Here is a 20,490-nt window from a genome sequence, read left to right as displayed (position 1 = left end):
GAAGGAATTCAAATGACTGCATCCTGGGCCTGGATGACACTGCTCGCCGCCGGCATCTGCGAAGTGATGTACGCCTCCGCCATTCCTCGTACGCAGGGCTTCACGCGGCTTTGGCCTAGCCTTTACTGCATCTTCTTCATCGCCCTGAGCATGTACCTGCTGGCGCTCTCGGCCCGCTACCTGCCAATGGGCACTGCCTATGCCGTGTGGGTTGGCATCGGCGCGGTCGGCACGGCGATCTACGGCATCGCTTACCTCAACGAACCAGCCACGCTGGCGCGGCTCGTTTGTCTGGTGCTGATCGTCTGTGGGGTGGCCGGCCTGAAGCTGTTCAGCCCGGCGGGCTGAAACCTGTTCCTTGGCGTCAGGCCAGACTTCACCGGTATTGCCTGCTAAAGGGCAAAAGCAGCCGAAAGCAGACCTTCGATTTGGTGGGCTAAAGCCCACCCTACAGCCGCGCATCTAACCGTAGGGTGGGCTTCAGCCCACCAATTGGCGCCCCACAATGAACGGCGGCTATCGCCACCTTGCTGCCATAGCAGCGGCTGGACAGAGCTCTTTTGTCCACCATAGGCCTCGTGAGATGGTGGACGGGTGAAGCGTCGTCCACCCGACTCGCTTGTTTTTGTGGGGTCGCCCAGGCCTTGCATGTCTCTAGCTCGCAAGATCGTGAACAGGTTCCTAGGCAGCTGCCTTCATCGAGGGAGCGTTGCGGGGCGATGATGCGCGGGTGAGCGGCTGTCTGTGGATAACTCGCGGGCGGTGGTTTCGAGAGGACACGGGAGCGAGCGGGGGGATGACCGGCGGGGTTGCCGCCGGTCGAAGGGTTACTTCAGTTTGTCGAGTTCTTCGTCAGGCAGCGCGTAGCTGTGCTTCTCATGAATGATGGTCGCGATCAGGGCGTAGAGGCTGACAGCAGCCACCAGGAAGCTGATGAAGATCAGGATGGCGGGCTTGTCGGCGTAGGTGAATACGGCGCTGGCACCTTCAAAGGTGGTGATGCTCATGGCGATACTCCTTGAGATGAGCCGGCCGCCATCGCGGCCGGCCGAGGGTCATTTGGCTGTAGCGGATCCGAGGGTGGAAGGTTCGGCACTGCCGCCAACGGTGCTGCTGGGCCCGTACATGCTGTTCCACTCCGGGTAGGCCTGGGCCGGTACTTCGGTCAGATCCAGGCCGCGCTCTTCGGCATGCGCCGGTACGCGCAGCATGCCGGCCTTCTTGAGTGCGTAGGAGATGCCATAGCCAGGGATGAAGCCCAGCGCGGCCATCACCAGCGCCCCGCCAACCTGGCCGAGGAAGCTGATGTCGGCCATGCCGTTCATGTTCGGATAGCCAGCCAGGAAAATACCGCTGATCACCAGCCCGGCCAGACCACCGAAGCCATGCACCGCGAAGGCGCCGACGGCGTCGTCCAGCTTGAACTTGAGCAGCAGGTTGTTAACCAGAGGCGCCGTAGCCGCCACGCCCATGCCGATCAGGTAGGCCAGCCCGGGGTGGTAGAGATCCAGGCCAGGTGCGACCGAGATGATGCCGACCAGACCACCGGACATCATCCAGTAGGGCTCGCGGGTGGTCAGGTAAGCGCCGATCAGGCCGCCAGCGAAGCCCATCAGGGTGTTGTAGGAAAAGGCCGAGAGGTTGGTCGGTTGGCCATAGATGTTGGTCCACTGAGCGCCGGAGTTGTAGATGATGCAGCCGCCGAGGAAGCCGAAGAAGCCGACGATGATCAGCATCAGGCCGACCACGCACATCGGCATGCTGTGGCCGACGATGGCATTGGCGCTGCCGTCAGGGTTGAAGCGGCCGATGCGTGCCCCGAGGTTGATCAGCACGCCAAGGGCGAAGAAGCCCGCGACCATGTGCACCACACCTGCCGCGCCGACGTCATGGTAGCCCCACAGTACGGTCAGCCAGCCTTCCGGGTGCCAGCCCCACGCGGCGGCGAGCAGCCAGAGAAAGCCGCCGAGCACGATGGTCATGATGATGAATGCGCTCATCCGCGCACGCTCGATGATCGCTCCCGAGAGGATCGAGCCGGTGGTGGCGGCGAACAGCGCGAAGGCGCCCCAGAAAATGCCGGTGGCGTTGTCCTGGATGTTCGGGCCCATGGCTTGACTCCACGGCATGCCGGCCATCAGGGCGTCCATACGCGGCACCAGGCCATCGGGGAAGGCGTTATAAACGGCCCAGCCGAGCAGGAACACGCTGGGCACGATGAAGCCGAAGGCGAGGATGTTCTTAACGCCCGCCGCCAGGGCGTTCTTCAGGCGCGAAGCGCCGATCTCGTAAGACAGAAAACCTGCGTGGATGCAGATCATCAGTGCGGTACACCACCAATAGAACATTTCCATGTTCAGCGTGTTGGTCATTTCAATCAGGGCCTGCAGCTCTTCGAGCGTAGGCGGTGTCTTCTGTTCTTCCATCACTGAATCCTCGAAAGCGGTTTATTGGAATAAGTGGTGCGCAGGCAGGTCGAGTCGAAAGTATTTTATTGCGGATAAACAAATGTTCTTATTGGGAAAGCAATGAGTGTGCCAGTCCTAAAGGGCTCCAGCCCTTGCTGTCTGCGGCGTAGAAGGGGTTGCAGTGCCCTTTTTTTGCTCACGATCAGTAGCCCTCGCCTGAAGATGGTTCGCCCGAGCGTTCCTTCTGCAACATGCCCTGGATCTGCTGCACCGAGTCCTGCGTTCGTCGCGCCAGATTGCGCACTTCATCGGCGACCACGGCGAAGCCGCGCCCCTGATCGCCAGCCCGTGCCGCTTCGATGGCGGCGTTGAGCGCTAGCAGGTTGGTCTGCTCGGCAATGCTGCGAATCCCCCCGGCGACCTGAGCAATCTGCGTGTAGGTGGCCTGGATGTTGGCCTGTTCGCGCTGGTGCAGCGTGGCGGCGGTCTTCTCGTCGCTGATCTCGCGCACGGCGCCGGTGACATACAGCAGGTGGCCCTGGGCATCGCGCAGGCAGCGGCCGCGTTCGCGGTACCACACCTCGCCACGGCTCTTGTGGCGCATGCGGTATTCGACGGCGTAGAAGCCATCACCACCGGTGTCGACCATCGAGGCATTGAAGGCCTGCATGACCTGTTTCAGGTCATCGGCGTTGACCACCTTGAAATAGCTGTCCCAGCCATCGGGAAATTCCTGGGCGCTGTAGCCGATCAGCTCGCGGAACTGCTCGGACCAACGAATCAGGTTCTGCGGATGGTCGGGGTCGCCAGCCACCACGTTCATCGCCCAGCTGCCTTCGGTGAGGGTACGTTTGGTCAGCTCCCAGACCTGGCGTTCTTCGTCCCAATGGGCGCGCTCGGCTTCCAGCTCGTGCAGGCGCCGCTGGCTGTCGTCACGTTCGTGGAGGAGTGCGTCGATCTGCGCCCGGGCCTCGGCGAGGTCCTCCTTGAGTGCGGCGTACTCTTCTGCACTGCAGGGCGGTGGTGCCTGGCATTCGGCCTGCTGGCGGATGCGCTGCAATTCGTCCCAGTCGCGCTGCAGCCGCTGCAGGCTGCTGAGCAGCCGGGCATCGCGCTGCAGATGAGGCTGTGCGGCGGCCGTGCTGGGCTGGCCGTCGAACAGGCGGTTAAGCCACTGGCTGAGTTCATCGGCCAGGTTTCGGGACGCATTGCTGAACCACATGGGCCACCTCCGTGAGATCGAATGGCCATCACCAAGCAATTCTCTTTCCACAACCGGTTCGGTCATGCCCGCACCTTGCTCTTGTCCGGGTCGTAGGCGACGGTGCTGGCGCTGACCTGCGCGCGGATGCGCTTCTGCAGGCCGTCGAGCTTGCCTACCTCGACGGCTGTGCCGGGCTCGCAGTAGCCGACATCCAGGCGACACAAGGCGATGTTGCGGCCCAGTAGCGGTGAGCGCGTGGCACTGGTAATCACGCCGATCCGGGCCCGGCCGCTATATACGCAGTCGCCGTGGGCAGCGGTTTCATTGCCTTCCAGCTGCAGGCCGACCAGCTTGTGGCGGGGGGCTGCGCTGCGCCTTGATAGGGCATCGCGGCCGATAAAGTTCGCCGCCTTGCTCTTGAGTGGCACACAGAAGCCAATGCCGGCCTCGAACGGATCGGTCTGATCGTCGAATTCGTAGCCGGCGAAAATCAGCCCCGCTTCGATACGCAGCATGTCCAGCGCTTCGAGGCCGAGCGGTACCAGGCCCAGGGGTTCGCCGAGCTGCCACAGGCGTTGCCACACCTGTAGCGCATCGTGCGGATGGCACCAGACTTCGTAGCCCAGCTCGCCGGTATAGCCGGTGCGCGACACCATCACGGGTGGGCCGTTGTAGTCATCCAGACGACCGACCAGAAAGCGGAACCAGCCCAGCTCCTCCAGCGTTGGCTGGGTGCCTGGCGTCCAGATCATCTGCGCGAGCAGTTGACGGCTCAGCGGGCCCTGCACGGCGACGTTGTGGATCTGCTCGGAGGCGCTCTTTATCCACACCTTCATGCCCAGTTTTGCGGCCTGTTCACGCAGCCAGATGCCGGCGTAGTCCTCGCCACCGATCCAGCGAAACGCATCGGCGCCGAGGCGTAGCAGGGTGCCGTCGTCGAGCATGCCGCCGTGCTCGAAGCACATCGCCGAATACACCACCTGGCCGACCGCCAGCTTGCGCACGTCGCGGGTCAGGCAGTGGTCGAGCAGTGCTTCGGCGTCGGGGCCGAGCACCTCGAATTTGCGCAGCGCGGAAAGATCCATCACCGCCACGCGTTCGCGGCAGCCGTGGTATTCATCGGTGGCGCCGTAGCCGTCGAAGCGGGTCGGTGTCCAGAAGCCCCGGTAGTCGACGAACTGCCGGGTGAGGGCCGAGGTGCCGGCGTGAAAGCCGCTTTCGCGGGTCAGCACCGGATCGGCATCTGCTGTTTTTCGAGTGGCCATGGCAAGACTGAAACGCTCCTTCTCGGAATACACGCGGATGTGGATATCGGTGGGCTGCCAGCCATTGGCGGGGTCGATGTCGTCCGGGCAGGAACTGCTGGCGCAGACCAGATCGGTCAGCGCCTTGAGCAGGACGTAATCGCCAGGGCGCGACCAGGGTTCGTCCAGCGTCAGGTGCTGGTGCGCGTCGATGGCGGTGTTGTAGAAGAAATTGATCGCCGGCCAGCCAGCACGCGGATGTACGCCGTGAGCGGCCATGGCGCGGCTGATGTTGTCGCTGCAGTTGGCGTGGCCGAAGTAGCCGTGCGCCTCGTAGTAGCGCGCCGCACAGGCCAGGGCAAAGGTATCGTGGCGGCCGACGGTATCGCGCACCACCTCGAGCATCGGCTGCATGTTGCGATCGTAGAAGCGGCTGAACAGGCCCGGCCCCGGGTAGGCGTTGCCGTTCAGGGTACGGGTGACGGTGGGGTCGAGGTCGATCTCGCGTCCGGTATCCAGGCCGGCGCGGTCGAAGGCGACGAAATCTGAACACTGGCGCCCGGCCACGTCGATCACCTGGACGAACTGCCCGGCTGCGACGAGGTAGTCGCGCGCGCTGCCGGGGTGGATGGTGAATTCGTCGATCACTTCGCCCAGCGGCGCGGGAAGTGGCGGCACCCAAAGCCTGCGCGGATTGGCGCGGTGCAGCAGCACACGCAGTTCACTGGCGCGCTGCTGGCTGTCCACTGCGCTACGCCCACCAGGGGCGGCGACGATCACGCACAGCGCAGCGTTGGCCAGCAATTCGCGGCTGAAGCCTGCGGGTGTGGCGGCGGGCCACAGCCGGGCTGCGGCCGGCAGGCGGCGACAGTCCACACCACGACGAGTGAGCCCGTTGCTGACGTGAATCGACTCGCGGCTGCCATCGTGCAGCAGGTGGGCGATGGCATCGGCACCAGCGCTGGCTTGCAGGCCCAGTGCCGCCAGCGCTTCGCGGCCATCCTCGGTGAAGGCCAGCAGTTCGGCAGGCTGGTCGCCCTCCAGGTCGATCACCTCCAGGCGATCACCCGCCTCCAGCGCGAACACGGTCAGCCCGCCAGGGGCTACGCGGTGGCGTTCCAGATCGGCGGCGCGGGCGAACAGCGCCGGCTCCAGTGGGCGGCTTGTCACAGGCAGGTTCATGGCGGCGCCTCAGCTGGCGGACTTCAGGCGGTCGGCCGGCGGCGTGTCGCTCAGATAGGTATCCAGCGAGTCGTCCAGTGCCTCCAGCCAGGGCGTGTGATGCGGTGTGGCCAGGGTGCCGGTGATCAGCGAGCGATAGCACTTGTCGCGGTAGCCCATGATGTTGTCGTACTTGTCTTTCTTCCACTGCAGGAAGGTGGCGTTGACCTCGGCGATGTCGAAGCTCGGGTAGTCGGTTGCGGCGATCAACTGGCGGATGTATTCGCCCTGGAATTCGAACATCTGCTGGGCGGTTTCCAGCGTGTCCTCCTCCTGGCGCCAGGCCAGGTTTTCAGCGTGCATGCGCTCGAGTTCGGGCAGCGCGATGCGCCCGAGAATCACGTCACGGGCGTACCAGGCCTGGGCGTCGAACATGTTGAAGCTGTACCACTGATCCTGCATACCGAGGTAGATCAGCCGCGGGTTCTGCTCCCAGCACACACCCTTGTAGAGGTTCAGCGGCCACAGGCGATTGCCTGTTTTCAGGCGCAGCGCTTCCGGCAGAAAGGGGAAGTGGTGCTTATAGCCGGTGCACAGGATGATGGCGTCGATGTGCTTGCAACTGCCGTCGACGAAGAACGCGGTGCTGCCCTGCACGTGGCTGAGCAGTGGGCGCTCCTCCCAGTTGGTCGGCCATTTGTAGCCCATCGGCGCGCTGCGGTAGCTGCTGGTGATGGAGCGGGCACCGTACTTGTAGCACTGCGAGCCGATGTCTTCGGCCGAATAGCTGGCGCCGACGATGAGCACGTCCTTGCCCTTGAATTCCAGGGCGTCGCGAAAGTCGTGGGCGTGCAACACGCGCCCGGCGAAGCGCTCGAAACCGGGAAAATCAGGCACGTTGGGTGTGGAAAAGTGGCCGCTGGCGACCACCACGTAGTTGAAAGTTTCGCTGTAGGTGCGGTCATGCAGGTGATCGTGGGCGGTGACCGTGAACAGCTCGCTGGCCGCGTCGAAGGTGACGTCGCGCACCGCAGTATCGAAGCGGATGTAAGGCCGCACGCCGGCTTTCTCGACGCGGCCCTTGATGTAATCCCAGAGCACCTCACGGGGTGGGTAGGAGCCCATGGGTCGGCCGAAATGCTCGTCGAAGCTGTAGTCGGCGAACTCCAGACATTCCTTCGGCCCGTTCGACCAGAGATAGCGGTACATGCTGCCGTGCACCGGCTCACCGTGTTCGTCCAGGCCCGTGCGCCAGGTGTAGTTCCACATGCCGCCCCAGTCGGTCTGCTTCTCGAAGCAGACCAGTTCGGGAATCTCCGCACCATCGGCCTGGGCGGACTGGAAGGCTCGCAACTGGGCCAGGCCGCACGGGCCGGCGCCGATGATGGCGACTCGTTGGTTCATGTTCGGTTCTCCGGTTGGCGAGGCGTCGCGATGCTCGGCGCTCCCCTGCAACGCCTGGGAGCGAGCCGGCGCGGGTTTATCAGCCCTTGGCGGTACGTTTCTTCTTCTCGGGGTCGTCGAAGGGCAGCGTATGGGCGATGGCGCTGACCTCCAGGCTGCCGCGCACCTGCAGCGGTACGCCTTGTTCGGCGATATCGGGTTCGACCCGGGCGATGGCCATGGAGCGTCCGCTCAGGCGTGAGTACATGGCGCAGGTGATCAGGCCGACCTGACGCCCTTCGTGCCAGAGGCTGTCGCCACCCTCGGCGGCTTGCTCGCCATTGAGCAGCACACCGAAGATCCTGAAGCGTTCCTGGCCCTGGCGCCGGTAGTGCTCGGCGGCACCCCGGAAGTCGCGCTTGCCGGGCGACACGGTGAAGTCCAGGCCCAGCTCCCACAGCGTGTCGCCAGCCTTCTGGTCGGCGAAGGGGTACATCTGCGAGTTGTCATAGGGGAAGAACAGCAGGTAGCTCTCCACGCGCAGCCAGTCCAGGGCGGTGAAGGCGCAGGGGATGATGCCGTGGTCCCGGCCCTGTTCCAGGATGCCGTCCCAGATCAGCGGCGCATCGGCGGCCTTGCAGAAGATCTCGTAACCGCGCTCGCCGGTGTAGCCGGTGCGCGAGATCATCACCGGGCGGTCGAACAGCCGGGTCTGCAAGTGATGGAAGTAGGGCAGCTCGCGAATGCCGGGTACGTGCTCGGCGAGAAAATTCACGGCTGCCGGGCCTTGCAGGGAAAGGTCGTGGAGGTCGTCGTCGAACAGTACCGCGACCTGGCGACCCTGTGCCGAGCGGATCAGCATCTCGTAGCCGGTGCCGGCGCCGTGCACCACCATGAAGGCGTTGGGGCCGGTGCGATAGACGATGCAGTCGTCGATGAAGGTGCCGTCCTCGTCGAGCAGGCAGGCGTACACTGACTTGCCAGGATAGAGCTTGGCCATGTCGCGGGTGGTGGCGTAGTCGAGCAGGCTTTCGGCGTGGGGGCCGACGTAGTGCACCTTCTTCAGACCCGAGACGTCCATCAGCCCGGCGCGGGTGCGGATCGCTTCATGATGGTCGGCCAGATCGCTGGCATAGGTCCAGGCGGTGCCCATGCCGTTCCAGTCTTCCAGGTTCGAACCAAGCGCCAGGTGGCGTTCGCGCAGGGCGCTGATGCGCCATGAGTTGGCCATGGGAAAATCCTCGTGTAGTGATCGGGTCAGGCTTCGGAGTCGAACTGGCGCAGCCAGTCCACCAGGGTCTGGCGGTAGCGGGTCATGCCCTTGTAGTCGGCGATGGCATCCGGCAGGTCGCGCAGCACGCGGTGCAGGCGGCGCGCCCAGGCCGGGTTGCTGACCAGTTCTTCCATGCTGATCAGGTAGGTGCGAATGCTGAACAGCACGGCGTTGGAGCGCGGCAGGCGGGCCATCAGCTGCAGCTCCACGCGCAGGTGCACCAGGCGGCCCACGTTGTCCGGGGTGACCGAGCCGCGGTCGCTGCCCCATTCGTGAAAGGTCTCCGGCGAGGTGTCCAGGCGCGGGTTGATGGTCAGCGTCCAGTTCAGTCGGCGCACCGGGTGGCCGACCTGAATGTTCAGCAGAAACTTCAGGGCGCGCTCGAAGATGCCCATCTGGTTGGCCATTGGCACGGGTGCATGCCACTGCCTGAAGCTCATGCCGGCGTCGAAACGCAGCGACCAGTCGGCCGGGCAGGTGACCATGCCGGCATCCATGAACAGGTCGCCGTCACGCTGGTCGAGCACGGCGAAATCGCCCTGCATCTGCCGGGTGATGTACTCCAGCGGCTCGCACGGCAGGCTGTCGGCATCGCCAAAGGTGAAGTGCTGATCGATGCCCATGGCCAGGTTGCGCCAGCGCCAGGCGGTGCCGTTGCGTTCAAGCTGGAAGTGCTGCGGGTAGTCAGCGGCCAGCTGCTGCATGAGCATTTCCAGCAGATCCCAGGCGGCCTGGGCCATGTGCGGCATCACCAGGCAGCGCTCGGGGTCACGCTCCAGAACGCGGGCGCGCTCGGCCATCTCCGACAGGTAATGTTCGTCCACATCGAAGCAGTTCTCGAACACCGAGCCCGGATCGCGCGACACCGCTGGCTCGATGTTCACCGAGTACATGTAGGCGTCTTCCGGGAACGGAAACGGGAACCGGGCGATGGCGGCCGGGCTGTTGCGGAAGCTGAAGTCGTCCCGGTAGGTTTCTGCCGGTTTGAAGATCAGGGGCATGGCACGTCTCCGGTATCAGATATCCAGCAGGATCGGGCTGCCGCAGCCACGCGAGACGCAGGGCATCAGGCTGGTTGCGCGCTCGGCGGCGGCGAGAAACAGGTCGCGGTGTTCCACGTCGCCTTTCAGATAGGGCGTCTGGCACTGGCCGCAGACGCCGCCGCGACACAGGTTGGGCAGCTCCACACCCGCGCACTCCAGGGCTTCGAGCAGGCTTTGCTCGGCGCCGACCGCCACCTGACGGCCACTGCGTGCCAGCTCTACAAGGAAGGGCACGCCCGGTTCCGGGGTGGCGAAGGCCTCCCAGTGCACCCGCGTCGCTGGCCAGCCGAGGGCCAGGCTTTGTTCGCGAAGGGCATCGAGCAGTGATTGCGGACCACAGGCATAGACGTGAGTGCCGAGTGGGCGATGGCTCAGCAACTGGCCCAGGTCGAGACGTCGGTTGCTGCTTTCGTAGACATGCAGGCGCTCGCCCAGCCGCTCGCGCAGGGTCTCGACGTAGGCATCGTTGACCCCTGCGCGGTAGGCGTAATGCAGCTCGAAAGCGTCGCCTCGGCGCAGCAGTTCGGTGCTGTAGGCAAGGAACGGAGTGATGCCGATACCGGCGGCGATCAGCACGTGCAGGCGCGCCGTGCTGTGTAACGCAAAGAGGTTGGCCGGCGGCGAGATCCGCAACCGATCGCCTGTCTGCAACTGTTCGTGCACGTAGCGCGAGCCACCGCGTGATTGCGCCTGCTGGCGCACGGCGATCCGGTAGTGGCTGGTGTCGCTCGGGTCGCTGAGCAGCGAGTAGGCGTTGCGCTTGCCGTTCGGCAGGTGCACCTGCACGTGGCTGCCAGCGGAGAACGCCGGCAGCGTGCCACTCAAGGGCTGGAGCGACAGCTCGCGGATCACCGGGGTGATCATCCGGGTCTCACCGACCCGCACCTCGAAGGCGGTCATGGTCGGGCCTGCGCATAGGGCTGGTCGGCATCCGCGCAGACGCCGAGGTAGGCACCCAGGCGCTCGGAGAAATGCCGGCGCACTTCCAGCAGCACTGCGCAGTGGCTGCAGGCTTGCAGATCGGCGGATGTGCCCACCTGCAGGCTGGCGCAATGCACGCAGAACAGCATGCGTCGGCCGCTTTCGCTGCAGTGCAGGGTGATCTCTTCGGCCAGCAGGCCGGCTGCTCGTGCCACACCGCGCAGCGACCAGATGAAGGCTTCGTCGCCGTGCAGCTCGAGGTGCACCCCGATGCGGGCTTCGCTCAACAGCGTGCCCAGTGCCTCGCCCAGCGCGGCTTCATCGGCGTAGTGCGGCAGCGCCAGGTGGCGAAGTTCTCTGGCGTCGACGCGGGCCAGCAATTGCGCCCTACGCTGCTGGCCGGCGTCCTGGGTGACCAGTAGCTGAAAGGTCACCCGTTGGGCAGGATCGCCGCTGGGGTATCGCGGCACGCTGAAGGGATGCAGCTCGGCTGTGCGGGTCATGGCGATCCTTGTTGCTCTGGATTGAAGCGATCAGGTCATAAGTTGGTGCAGGGTTGGTGTTTCTCTATAGGCAAGATAATTTCCTGCCACGCTTATTCGCTCAATCCACCAGAGGAGATATGCCAAAAGAGGTAGTGCGCCCCGGCGAGGCATGGAAGTTGCTGTGGTGATTCGTCCAATCACCGCAGAAGACGGGGAGGAGAGCATGCGTGCAGCCGGTTTCGCCCCGGCTCCCGTGGCAGCGTCGAATGCGCTGACCGAACGTGAGGAGCAGACCCTGCAGTTGATCGCTGCAGGCAACAGCAACAAGCAGATCGCCCGCGAGCTGGGCATCAGCGACGGCACGGTGAAAATCTACGTGCGCAGCCTGCTGCGCAAATTTCACCTGCATTCGCGTCTGGAACTGGCCAGCTGGGTGCACCGGCATACCGGCAAAGCCTTGGCCGGTACCCAGGCCGCTGTTGGGCCAGGGGGTGTCGCAGGGCTGATAAACGATCTGCCGGTGCTGATCTATCGCGGCGACAACGCCCGCACCTGGTACATGGATTACGTCAGCGAAGGCTGCCTGCAACTGACCGGCTACTCGGCCGAATACCTGACCCGCGATCCCGCTCACAGCTTCGGCTCACTGATCCTCGCCGAGTACGCCGATTACGTCTGGTACTGCGTGCAATGCGCGTTGCTCAAGCACGAGCCGTTTCAGCTGCGTTACCGCATCTGCTGCGCCGATGGGCGAATCAAGGAGGTCTGCGAAACGGGCGTTGGCGTGTATTCCGCCAGTGGCGAGGTGCTCGGCGTGGAGGGTGCGATCTTCGAGGTGGCGGGCTGAATTACCGTTGACCCTCAACGAAAGCTGCCCCGCACAAGGGCGGGGGCTTTCTCATCAGCTATCTGTTTTCCCGGATCAGCCCAGTAGCCTGGCTTAGCCGCAAGCGTCAGGCCCGCGACAAGGTGGATATCTGCTTGCGCCGGTACACCGTGTCACGGCGCGACAGCAGCAGGTACAGCGGCAGGGTGACGATGATCGCCACCAGCCAGGACAGGTCGGCGCCATCCAGCTTGCTGGCCATCGGGCCGGTGTAGATCGGCGTGACCGCGAACGGCAGTTGCACCAGGATGCCCACTGCATAGGCGCTCACCGCATTGGGATTGAAGCGCCCGTAGATGCCTCCATTGGCGTCGAACAGTGAAGGGATGTGGTAGCGCTGTTTCTGCACCAGGTAGAAGTCGGCGAGATTGATCACCGCCCAGGGCACCAGCACGATCATCATCGCCAGGATCAGCTGCATGAAGCGCGAGATGAAGTCCGCAGGCGCACTGACCGCAACCACGCAGCAGGCCACCAGCAAAATCGCCGAGAGCGCCACCCTGGCTTGACGGCTGGGCGCCCAGTCGGCGGCGAAGGTCTGTACCGAGGTGATCAGCGCCAACACCGCACCGTACAGATTCAGGGCGTTGTGGCTGATGATGCTGAGGATGAACAGCACCATGAGCAATGGGCCGAATGCGCCGGTGCTCTGCTTGACCGCGTCCATGGTGTCGGTGTCCGCGCTCACCGACAGCGCCACCAGGGTGCCGAACACGAAGCACAGCGAGGTACCGAGAACGGCACCGGTATAGGTGGCGATGAAGGGTTTCCAGATACCCACGCTTTTCGGCAGGTAGCGCGAGTAGTCCGAGGTGTAGGGCGCGAAGGAGATCTGCCAGATGGCACCCAGCGATGCCATCGCCAGCCAGCCGGCGAGATTGAAGCCGCCGCGGCTGGCGAAGTCCGCCGGCAGGCCATTGGCGAACAGTGCGATGAACCCGGCGAGCAGGCCGATGCCCATTACCCAGGTGCCGATGCGGTTGAGGGTGTGGATGAAGTTGTAGCCGAGTATGCCGATCAGCGTCGCCGCGCAGGCACCGATCAGCACGGCGGCAGGCAGCGGCAGTTCCGGTACCACGGTGTGGATCGACTTGCCGGCCAGCACGCAGTTGGAAATGAAGAAGCCGATGTACAGGACTGCGGCGATCACCACTACCAGCAGGGCGCCGTAACGGCCGAACTGACCGCGGCTCTGCAGCATCTGCGGCAGGCCCATTTGTGGGCCCTGGGCCGAGGCCAGGCCGAGCACGATACCGCCGAGCAGGTGGCCGACCAGAATGGCGCAGATCGCCCAGCCGAGGCTGAGGTGGAATACCTGCACGGCCATGGCGCCGGTGACGATGGGCAGCGGCGCGATATTGGTGCTGAACCAGAGGGTGAACAGATCACGAACACGGCCGTGACGGTCGGCATCGGCGACTTGGCCAACGCTGTTGCTTTCAACGAGCTCTTGCTGAGACATGGACGGTTCTCCTGCGCAAAGTTGCGACGGCATGCAGCACCGCGTGAGCGGGGCTGGCCGGTTTAGCAGGCTGTTGAAAAACTAGCTACGTTGCCGCTGCGTCGTTGAAAACAGCCTAAAAATGCTCATGTACAACTCGTACACTCCGCTTTTTCGGCTGTTTTCGCCTCGCGTCGGCTGCCTCGCCTACGTTTTTCAACGGCCTGTTGGATGCGTGAGGGGTGGCGGCTGAGCGAGTCAGCTGCGCCTGTCGCGGGAGAGCCCGCAGACAGTGGAGAACGGGCAGGGGTAGAGCAGCAGGGCTGTGCGGGACACCATGGGAAAACCTACTTCTTGTCTTTATTCGGATAGGGTTTTGCGTCTCGCCGCAAGGGCGAAGGCCGCTGCCCGGCATGGCCGGGGCAGCGGTTACGGGGCTCAGCGGAAGGCTGGCACCACGTGCTGGATGAACAGCTCCAGGGACTTTTTCTTCTCGGCGTGGGGCAGGCTGTTGTCGGCCCAGAAGCTGAATTCGTCGACGCCCTGCTCCTGGTAGTGACGAATGCGCGCGATGATTTCTTCGGGCGTGCCGATCATGGTGTTCTTGCGGATGTTCTCCAGCTCGAACTCCGGGCGCTCTTTGAATTTCTCCTCGGGGCTCGGCTCCAGCAGGCCGTCGACCGGGGTGATCTTGTTGCCGAACCAGGCATCGAAGGTACGGTAGAAACGCGAGATCGCCGCGGCGCCGACCTTCCAGCCCTCGGGGTCGTCTGCCAGGTGCACGTGGGTGTGACGCAGCACCATCAATTGCGGGCGCGGCACGTCCGGGTTGTTGGCCAGGGCGGTGTTGAACTTGTTGTTCAGGTCGACCACTTCCTCGTCGCCCTTCATCAATGGCGTGACCATCACGTTGCAGCCGTTGGCCACCGCGAAGTTGTGCGAGTCCGGGTCGCGGGCGGCGATCCATATCGGCGGCAGCGGTTGCTGCAGCGGCTTGGGCGACGACGTGCTGGTGGGGAATTTCCAGATCTCGCCGTCGTGGGCGTAATCGCCTTTCCACAGCGCCTTGACCACCGGCACCATCTCGCGCAGGTACTTGCCGCCATCACTGGCGGGCATGCCGCCGGCCATGCGATCGAATTCGTACTGATAGGCACCGCGGGCCAGACCGACTTCCATGCGGCCGTTGCTGATCACGTCGAGCAGGGCGCATTCACCTGCCACGCGGATCGGGTTCCAGAACGGCGCGATGATGGTGCCGGCACCCAGGCGGATAGTGCTGGTGCGGGCCGCCAGATAGGCCAGGATCGGCATTGGGCTCGGCGAAATGGTGTACTCCATGGCGTGGTGCTCGCCAACCCACACGGTGCTGAAACCACCGGCCTCGGCCAGCAGGGTCAGCTCGGTCAACTGATCGAAGAGCTCACGGTGGCCGACTTCCTGGTCGTAGCGTTCCATGTGGACGAACAAAGAAAATTTCATGTCGCTTTCCTCGATTTTTTATAAAGCCCGGTGCGCTTGAAGCGCTGTCGGGACTGGCCGCCGTGCAGGATCACGAGGCTTATGGTTCATGGTATACCATAATATAAAATACTTTGGCGAGTACCCGCCGACCAGTGTTATCGAAAAGCGTCAGTGACCGGCTGCCTGCCAGGCGCTCCAGCGTTGCGCGATCCGCTCGCCGTTGAGGCTCCAGTATTTGAAATCCAGCGTGATCTGCCCGGTTTTGTGGGCGCCGGGCTGGTTCTCCGCCAGCTTGGGATCCACCAGTGCCGAGGCGCCGAGGTTGACCGGCGCATAACCGGTCAGCGAGGAAAAGTCGGCCTGGGGTTTCGGGCTGGTGGCATGGGCGATGAAGGTGCGCGCTGCCGCGACATTGCGCGAGCCACGGGGTATCACCAGAAAGTCGCCGGCCACTAGGTTCTGCTGCCAGCTCATGCCCACCGGTGCTCCCTGATCGTGCAGCGCATTGACCCGGCCGTTCCAGAACATGCCCAGGCTGGCGGTGCCGGAGGCGAGCAACTGCTGTGATTCGTCACCGCTGCCCCACCAGGCGATAGCGCCCTTGATGCTGTCGAGCTTCCTGAAGGCGCGATCCAGATCCAGCGGATACAACTGCGCGGGATTCACCCCATCGGCGAGCAGGGCGATCTCCAGCACACCTGGGCTCGGCCACTTGTAGAGCGCGCGTTTGCCCGGAAAAGTGCCGGTGTCGAACAGCGCCGCCCAATTCTGCGGCGCCTCGCGCAGGGCCTGAGTGTTGTAGCCGAGGATGAAGGAAAAGTAGAACGAGCCGGCGCCGTAGATGGTGACGAAGCGCGGGTCGATGGTGCGCTTGGCGATTTGCTTGAAATCCAGAGGCTCGAGCAGCCCTTCCCGGCCGGCACGCAGGGCGAAATCCGCCTCCACATCGACCACGTCCCAGGTGACCTGGCCACTCTCCACCATGGACTTGAAGGCGGCATAGTCGGTGGGCCCGGCCTGCTCGACACGGATGCCGGTCTGCTGGGTGAAGGGTTCGCTCCAGGCGCGGGTCTGTGCTGCCTGGGTGGTGCCACCCCAACTGACGAAGGTGATGCTCTGCTCGGCGTGAGCCGCCAGGGTGAACAGGCAGAACAGACTGGCCATTACGCTACGCATTGAATTGCCTCCCGGAAGTGTTCGATAGCGCCACGAAGCGCGCTGTCTTCTGCTGAGCAGAGAAGCACGCGCTACAACGGCAGACGGTATGCCGTAATATCGTCTAGCAAGATGCGCTCCAGCGCGCCGGCCTCGTGCTAGAGCGTCGCGTCAAGCTCGCGAGGGGGAGAATCAAGGCGACTGGGAAGTGCAGTACCACTATTTGCGGGAGGGAGCGTTACGCTTCGCGCTGATCATCTTGGCAGAGCGCCAGCCAAAGCTTTCTGCAGGCCGGTGTAAGGCGATAGCGGACGTTCGATTTGGTGGGCTTCAGCCCGCCAATTGGCGCCCCACAACGAACGGCCGCTTGCGCTTTGTATCGGTAAAGACGTGAACGTGCAGTCGCTATCAGCACAGCTCCGGGTGTTTGTTGCAGGTGCCGTAGCCCTCGCTCTTCATCTCATCCAGCGCCTTTTGCAGTCTTGCGACCACTTCGTCCGGGGTGTCGAGGTTGAGGGCCAGGTAAAGATCGGAGCGGTCGAAGGTCAGCACGTTGCGCAAGCCGGTGACGTCCGCCTGGCGTGCCTGGTGGCGCCATACCGGGTCGGTGGTGCCCCACAGGTCGATGCGACCCTGGGTCAGTTTGGCGATGTTTTCCGGGTCACGCAGGGTGTTGATCGGTTCTAGACCGGCCTTCTCCAGGGTCTGGCTGGCGGCGCTGTCTTTGTAGCTGCCGATGCGGTACTGGCGGGCCTGCTCGAGGCTCGTCAGGTTGGGGATGTTTGAGCCCGGCGCGGCGAGCAGCACGCGCTCGACCTTGGCAACCGGCCCGACCCACTTGAACAGCGGGCGGCGCGCCTCGTTCATCGAGGTGGAGAACAGGCCGTGGTTGGCGTTGGCGAGGGTGGCGTCGTAGACGCGACTCCAGGGGAAACGCAGGGTCAGGGTGTAGTCGATACCGGCACGCTTGAACATCTCGCGCACGATGGTGGTGCTGACCCCCTGGATATTGGCGTCACGGGCGAAATTCTTTTCGTTATCGGCCATGTTGAATGGCGGAAAGTTTTCCGTTTGTAACACCACCTTGTAGCCAGGCGGCAGTTCGGCCTGAGCGGGCAGGGCGAAGACGCTGGAAACGGACAGCAAACAGACGAACCATGCGGCTTTGACGGTCATGAGGGGGCTTCTCTTTGTTGGGCTGCTGCCGTTGTATCGCGCTGGCGCGCAAACGGCAATCAGTCCTGAAAGAGCGAAGCCCAGGGGGATGACGCTGTATCGCACGTCGGGCCACTACAGGGGCCTGGTGCTGTGCGAGAAGATTTGCCAATAAAGCATCAACAGGCATTGGCGCCGAAACAGAAAAGGGATGGTCGTGGCCATCCCTTGGCACCGTGCAAGCAGGCTTATTCCTTGTTGCGGCTGTTGTAGATCTCGCGATCCAGTTCGTTCTCGCTGCTGCCGACCAGGGTGGTGGTCATCAGGTCGCCGGCCACGTTTACCGTGGTGCGTGCCATGTCGAGGATGCGGTCGATGCCGGCAATCAACGCCACGCCTTCGAGGGGCAGGCCCACCGAGGTCAGCACCAGGCCGAGCATGATCAGGCCGGCACCGGGCACGCCGGCGGTGCCGATCGAGGCCAGGGTCGCGGTAAGGATGATCATCAGGTACTGACCGGCATTCAGATCGATGCCGAAGGCCTGAGCGATGAACAGCGCCAGCACGCCCTGATAAATGGCGGTGCCATCCATATTGATGGTCGCGCCCACGGGCAACACGAAGCCGGCCACCCCTTCCGACACGCCGAGGTTCTTGCGCGCGCACTCGATCGACACCGGTAGGGTGCCCGAGCTGCTCGAGGTGCTGAAGGCCACCGCCAGTGCCGGGGCGATGCCCTGCAGGAAGCGCAGCGGGCTGAGCCGGGCGAGCAAGCCGAGCAGGCCGCCATACACCAACAGCATGTGTGCCAGGCTGGCCAGGTAGATGACGCCGATCACCCCGCCCAGCGGCAGCAGCACTTCGATGCCGTGGGACGCCACGACGCCTGCGATCAAGGCGAACACGCCGATCGGCGCGAAGCGCATCACCAGGTCGGTGAGCTTGTAGAACACCTCGGCCAGGCTGTTGAACAGCTTGACCACGGGCGCGGCTTTTTCACCCACTAGGTTCATGCTGATGCCCAGGGCGATGGCAAAGACGATGATCTGCAGGATGTTGCCTTCGGCGAACGCGGTCACCGGGTTGGCAGGCACCAGGCCGACCAGAATTTCCACCAGGGATGGCGCCTGCTTGGCCTCGGTGGCGGCGCTGGCGACCATATTCATGCCGGCGCCGGGAGTGAACAGAGCGCCGAACAGCAGGCCGATGCTCACCGCGAAGGCGGTGGTCACCAGGTAGATGGCGATAGTCTTGACGCTGATCCGGCCCAGTTTGGCGGTGTCCTGCATGCAGGTGATACCGGCCACCAGGGAAACGAACACCAGCGGCACGATGAGCATCTTGATCGCATTGAGAAACAGCGCGCCCAGCGGGGCGAGGAGCTTGGCGCCGTCCTTGAACAGCAGGCCGACCAGCACGCCGAGCACCAGGCCGATGAGAATCTGCTGCCAGAGGGGCATGCCCCTTAGGAAGCGGCGGGCAGGGGTAGGGCTCTGACTCATGGATATCACCTAAATTGTCGTTGTTGTGATGACCATCGTGACGGTCTTTACGAGTGTTGCCCGGAAGCCGAGGGCACAAATGAAGGCGCCGCCCTCAATGTAGGCGGCGCGAATAACTGGCTGATAGGGCGCAGTGGATCAGCCCTGCAGCGGCACCAGGCGCGGTGCGATCATATTCTCGGGGCGCAGGATGTCGGCCAGCGTAGCCTCGTCAAGCAGCCCTTCCTCACGCACCAGTTCCAGCACACCGCGACCACTGTCCAGCGCGACCTTGGCGATGCGCGTGGCGTTCTCGTAGCCGATGTAGGGGTTGAGTGCGGTGATCAGGCCGATGGAGTTTTCCACCTGGGCGCGGCAGTGGGCTTCGTTGGCGGTGATGCCGTTGATGCAATGCTCGCGCAGCATATCCATGGCGCGCTGCAGCAGGCGGATCGAGTCGAAGATCTTGTAAGCGATCAGCGGCTCCATCACGTTCAGCTGCAACTGACCGCCTTCGGCTGCCATGGTCAGCGCCAGGTCGTTGCCGATGATTTCGAAGGCCACCTGATTGACCGCTTCCGGGATCACCGGGTTGACCTTGCCGGGCATGATCGAACTGCCTGGCTGGCGTGCCGGCAGGTTGATCTCGTTGATGCCGGTGCGCGGGCCGCTGGAGAGCAGACGCAGGTCGTTGCAGATCTTCGACAGCTTGACCGCGGTACGCTTGAGCATGCCGGAGAACAGCACGAAGGCGCCCATGTCGGAGGTGGCTTCGATCAGGTCGGCGGCTGGCACCAGTGGTTGGCCGCTGATCAGCGCCAGGCGCTGTACGGCCAGGTGCTGGTAGCCCGGGTCGGCGTTGATGCCGGTGCCGATGGCGGTGCCGCCCAGGTTCACTTCGGTGAGCAGCTCCGGCGCCAGGCTGCGCAGACGCGCCAGGTCTTCACCCAGGGTGGTGGCGAACGCGCGGAATTCCTGGCCGAGGGTCATCGGTACGGCATCCTGCAACTGGGTGCGGCCCATCTTCAGCACGTGGCTGAACTCGACGCCCTTGGCGGCGAACGACTGGATCAGGCTATCCAGGCTGGCCAGCAGGGTATCGTGACCGAGCAGCAGGCCCAGGCGGATGGCGGTGGGGTACGCGTCGTTGGTCGACTGCGCCATGTTCACGTCGTTGTTCGGGTGCAGGTGCTTGTATTCACCTTTGGCATGGCCCATGGCTTCCAGGGCGATGTTGGCGATCACCTCGTTGGCATTCATGTTGGTCGAGGTGCCGGCGCCGCCCTGGATCATGTCCACGACGAACTGGTCGTGGAAATCGCCGCGGATGATGCGTGCACAGGCTTCGCTGATTGCCGCGTGCTTGTCGGCAGGCAGATGGCCCAGCTCACGGTTGGCGTCAGCTGCTGCCTGTTTGACCATGGCCAGGGCCACGACCAGTTTCGGGTAGTGAGCCAACGGCACGCCGGACAGGCGAAAGTTGTTCAGCGCACGCAGGGTCTGGATACCGTAGTAAGCCTCGCCAGGGACTTCGAGGGTACCGAGCAGGTCTTTTTCGACGCGGAACAATGCAGCAGCTGACATGATGCCTCGACTCTCATAAAGACGCGGGATATACCGCGATGGCCTTTAGAGTAAGGGCTCAGACCATTTGGCGGCCAATGCTGTTACTTGCTGCCCTATGCATAATCGGCATAATGTCGATGTGACTGCTGGATATCACCTGGCGTTATCCAGCCGCTTGTCGCAGGGTGGAAGGGCGCGCATAGCGGATGCCCTTTTCATC

At 63.7% G+C, this 20,490-nt stretch carries 16 protein-coding genes and 1 pseudogene; 2 read left to right on the top strand and 15 right to left on the bottom strand.

The features are described 5' to 3' along the window. Positions 1-12: 12 nt before the first annotated feature. Positions 13-348 carry a DMT family transporter gene (locus tag ACZ0AI_RS17160; RefSeq protein WP_463562909.1) on the top strand — a complete coding sequence of 112 codons (336 nt, stop codon included), beginning with the start codon at positions 13-15 and terminating at the stop codon, positions 346-348. A gap of 479 nt (positions 349-827) precedes the next feature. On the opposite strand, the gene ACZ0AI_RS17155 is transcribed toward ACZ0AI_RS17160, so the two are convergent. The 9 genes and pseudogenes from ACZ0AI_RS17155 to ACZ0AI_RS17115 all read right to left on the bottom strand — a co-directional run bounded on the left by ACZ0AI_RS17155 (position 828) and on the right by ACZ0AI_RS17115 (position 11,140). Beyond that, the gene (locus tag ACZ0AI_RS17155) at positions 828-1,007 is read right to left on the bottom strand and encodes a hypothetical protein (protein ID WP_463562908.1); all 180 of its coding nucleotides are present in this window, start codon (positions 1,005-1,007) and stop codon (positions 828-830) included. A gap of 48 nt (positions 1,008-1,055) precedes the next feature. Continuing rightward, positions 1,056-2,426 (bottom strand): ammonium transporter, encoded by a 1,371-nt coding sequence (locus ACZ0AI_RS17150; RefSeq protein WP_463562907.1) that lies wholly within the window; start codon positions 2,424-2,426, stop codon positions 1,056-1,058. A 261-nt stretch (positions 2,427-2,687) separates the two neighbouring features. Beyond that, positions 2,688-3,231 (bottom strand): annotated as a pseudogene (locus tag ACZ0AI_RS17145) (methyl-accepting chemotaxis protein); the annotation flags it as partial. A 461-nt stretch (positions 3,232-3,692) separates the two neighbouring features. Further along, a complete protein-coding gene (locus ACZ0AI_RS17140; RefSeq protein WP_463562906.1) occupies positions 3,693-6,038 on the bottom strand; it encodes a DUF1989 domain-containing protein in 2,346 nt (781 codons plus the stop codon). Positions 6,039-6,047: 9 nt separating this feature from the next. Beyond that, positions 6,048-7,421, bottom strand: a complete 1,374-nt coding sequence (locus ACZ0AI_RS17135) for an NAD(P)-binding domain-containing protein (protein WP_463562905.1) — start codon at positions 7,419-7,421, stop codon at positions 6,048-6,050. 79 nt (positions 7,422-7,500) lie between these two features. Further along, the gene (locus ACZ0AI_RS17130) at positions 7,501-8,631 is read right to left on the bottom strand and encodes an aminomethyltransferase family protein (protein WP_463570047.1); all 1,131 of its coding nucleotides are present in this window, start codon (positions 8,629-8,631) and stop codon (positions 7,501-7,503) included. 26 nt (positions 8,632-8,657) lie between these two features. Further along, entirely contained in the window at positions 8,658-9,674 is a 1,017-nt protein-coding gene (locus ACZ0AI_RS17125; RefSeq protein WP_463562904.1) for a heme-dependent oxidative N-demethylase family protein, read from the bottom strand. Between the two features lie 15 nt (positions 9,675-9,689). Continuing rightward, positions 9,690-10,616, bottom strand: coding sequence for a PDR/VanB family oxidoreductase (locus ACZ0AI_RS17120; RefSeq protein WP_463562903.1), 927 nt, complete (start codon positions 10,614-10,616; stop codon positions 9,690-9,692). After that, positions 10,613-11,140: a dimethylamine monooxygenase subunit DmmA family protein gene (locus ACZ0AI_RS17115; RefSeq protein ID WP_463562902.1), complete on the bottom strand. Its 528-nt coding sequence runs from the start codon at positions 11,138-11,140 to the stop codon at positions 10,613-10,615. The genes ACZ0AI_RS17120 and ACZ0AI_RS17115 overlap by 4 nt, the downstream gene beginning before the upstream one ends. Before the next feature lie 205 nt (positions 11,141-11,345). Between ACZ0AI_RS17115 and ACZ0AI_RS17110 the strand changes: the two genes are divergently transcribed. Beyond that, complete coding sequence (locus ACZ0AI_RS17110; RefSeq protein ID WP_463562901.1) at positions 11,346-11,969, top strand: LuxR C-terminal-related transcriptional regulator; 624 nt, start codon at positions 11,346-11,348, stop codon at positions 11,967-11,969. A 106-nt stretch (positions 11,970-12,075) separates the two neighbouring features. Here the strand turns inward: ACZ0AI_RS17110 and ACZ0AI_RS17105 are convergent, their stop codons facing one another. From ACZ0AI_RS17105 to aspA, 6 genes are all read right to left on the bottom strand, one after another. Further along, a complete protein-coding gene (locus ACZ0AI_RS17105) occupies positions 12,076-13,470 on the bottom strand; it encodes a purine-cytosine permease family protein (protein WP_463562900.1) in 1,395 nt (464 codons plus the stop codon). Positions 13,471-13,887: 417 nt separating this feature from the next. After that, positions 13,888-14,931, bottom strand: coding sequence for an LLM class flavin-dependent oxidoreductase (locus ACZ0AI_RS17100; protein ID WP_463562899.1), 1,044 nt, complete (start codon positions 14,929-14,931; stop codon positions 13,888-13,890). Positions 14,932-15,081: 150 nt separating this feature from the next. After that, positions 15,082-16,089: an ABC transporter substrate-binding protein gene (locus ACZ0AI_RS17095; RefSeq protein ID WP_463562898.1), complete on the bottom strand. Its 1,008-nt coding sequence runs from the start codon at positions 16,087-16,089 to the stop codon at positions 15,082-15,084. A 387-nt stretch (positions 16,090-16,476) separates the two neighbouring features. Continuing rightward, positions 16,477-17,244 carry a substrate-binding periplasmic protein gene (locus tag ACZ0AI_RS17090; protein WP_463562897.1) on the bottom strand — a complete coding sequence of 256 codons (768 nt, stop codon included), beginning with the start codon at positions 17,242-17,244 and terminating at the stop codon, positions 16,477-16,479. 227 nt (positions 17,245-17,471) lie between these two features. After that, positions 17,472-18,725 carry a dicarboxylate/amino acid:cation symporter gene (locus ACZ0AI_RS17085; protein ID WP_463562896.1) on the bottom strand — a complete coding sequence of 418 codons (1,254 nt, stop codon included), beginning with the start codon at positions 18,723-18,725 and terminating at the stop codon, positions 17,472-17,474. A gap of 138 nt (positions 18,726-18,863) precedes the next feature. After that, entirely contained in the window at positions 18,864-20,288 is a 1,425-nt protein-coding gene (aspA, locus tag ACZ0AI_RS17080; RefSeq protein WP_463562895.1) for an aspartate ammonia-lyase, read from the bottom strand. Positions 20,289-20,490: the final 202 nt, after the last annotated feature.

The sequence above is a fragment of the Pseudomonas sp. AC355 genome (assembly GCF_979258205.1).
This window is presented reverse-complemented; position numbering and strand designations above follow the sequence as displayed.

What these genes read in the sequence shown, in the direction of transcription:
- ACZ0AI_RS17160 (WP_463562909.1), top strand. Translation starts at nt 13, where the DNA reads ATGACTGCATCCTGGGCCTGGATGACACTGCTCGCCGCCGGCATCTGC.
- ACZ0AI_RS17155 (WP_463562908.1), bottom strand. Translation starts at nt 1,007, where the DNA reads ATGAGCATCACCACCTTTGAAGGTGCCAGCGCCGTATTCACCTACGCC.
- ACZ0AI_RS17150 (WP_463562907.1), bottom strand. Translation starts at nt 2,426, where the DNA reads ATGGAAGAACAGAAGACACCGCCTACGCTCGAAGAGCTGCAGGCCCTG.
- ACZ0AI_RS17140 (WP_463562906.1), bottom strand. Translation starts at nt 6,038, where the DNA reads ATGAACCTGCCTGTGACAAGCCGCCCACTGGAGCCGGCGCTGTTCGCC.
- ACZ0AI_RS17135 (WP_463562905.1), bottom strand. Translation starts at nt 7,421, where the DNA reads ATGAACCAACGAGTCGCCATCATCGGCGCCGGCCCGTGCGGCCTGGCC.
- ACZ0AI_RS17130 (WP_463570047.1), bottom strand. Translation starts at nt 8,631, where the DNA reads ATGGCCAACTCATGGCGCATCAGCGCCCTGCGCGAACGCCACCTGGCG.
- ACZ0AI_RS17125 (WP_463562904.1), bottom strand. Translation starts at nt 9,674, where the DNA reads ATGCCCCTGATCTTCAAACCGGCAGAAACCTACCGGGACGACTTCAGC.
- ACZ0AI_RS17120 (WP_463562903.1), bottom strand. Translation starts at nt 10,616, where the DNA reads ATGACCGCCTTCGAGGTGCGGGTCGGTGAGACCCGGATGATCACCCCG.
- ACZ0AI_RS17115 (WP_463562902.1), bottom strand. Translation starts at nt 11,140, where the DNA reads ATGACCCGCACAGCCGAGCTGCATCCCTTCAGCGTGCCGCGATACCCC.
- ACZ0AI_RS17110 (WP_463562901.1), top strand. Translation starts at nt 11,346, where the DNA reads ATGCGTGCAGCCGGTTTCGCCCCGGCTCCCGTGGCAGCGTCGAATGCG.
- ACZ0AI_RS17105 (WP_463562900.1), bottom strand. Translation starts at nt 13,470, where the DNA reads ATGTCTCAGCAAGAGCTCGTTGAAAGCAACAGCGTTGGCCAAGTCGCC.
- ACZ0AI_RS17100 (WP_463562899.1), bottom strand. Translation starts at nt 14,931, where the DNA reads ATGAAATTTTCTTTGTTCGTCCACATGGAACGCTACGACCAGGAAGTC.
- ACZ0AI_RS17095 (WP_463562898.1), bottom strand. Translation starts at nt 16,089, where the DNA reads ATGCGTAGCGTAATGGCCAGTCTGTTCTGCCTGTTCACCCTGGCGGCT.
- ACZ0AI_RS17090 (WP_463562897.1), bottom strand. Translation starts at nt 17,244, where the DNA reads ATGACCGTCAAAGCCGCATGGTTCGTCTGTTTGCTGTCCGTTTCCAGC.
- ACZ0AI_RS17085 (WP_463562896.1), bottom strand. Translation starts at nt 18,725, where the DNA reads ATGAGTCAGAGCCCTACCCCTGCCCGCCGCTTCCTAAGGGGCATGCCC.
- aspA (WP_463562895.1), bottom strand. Translation starts at nt 20,288, where the DNA reads ATGTCAGCTGCTGCATTGTTCCGCGTCGAAAAAGACCTGCTCGGTACC.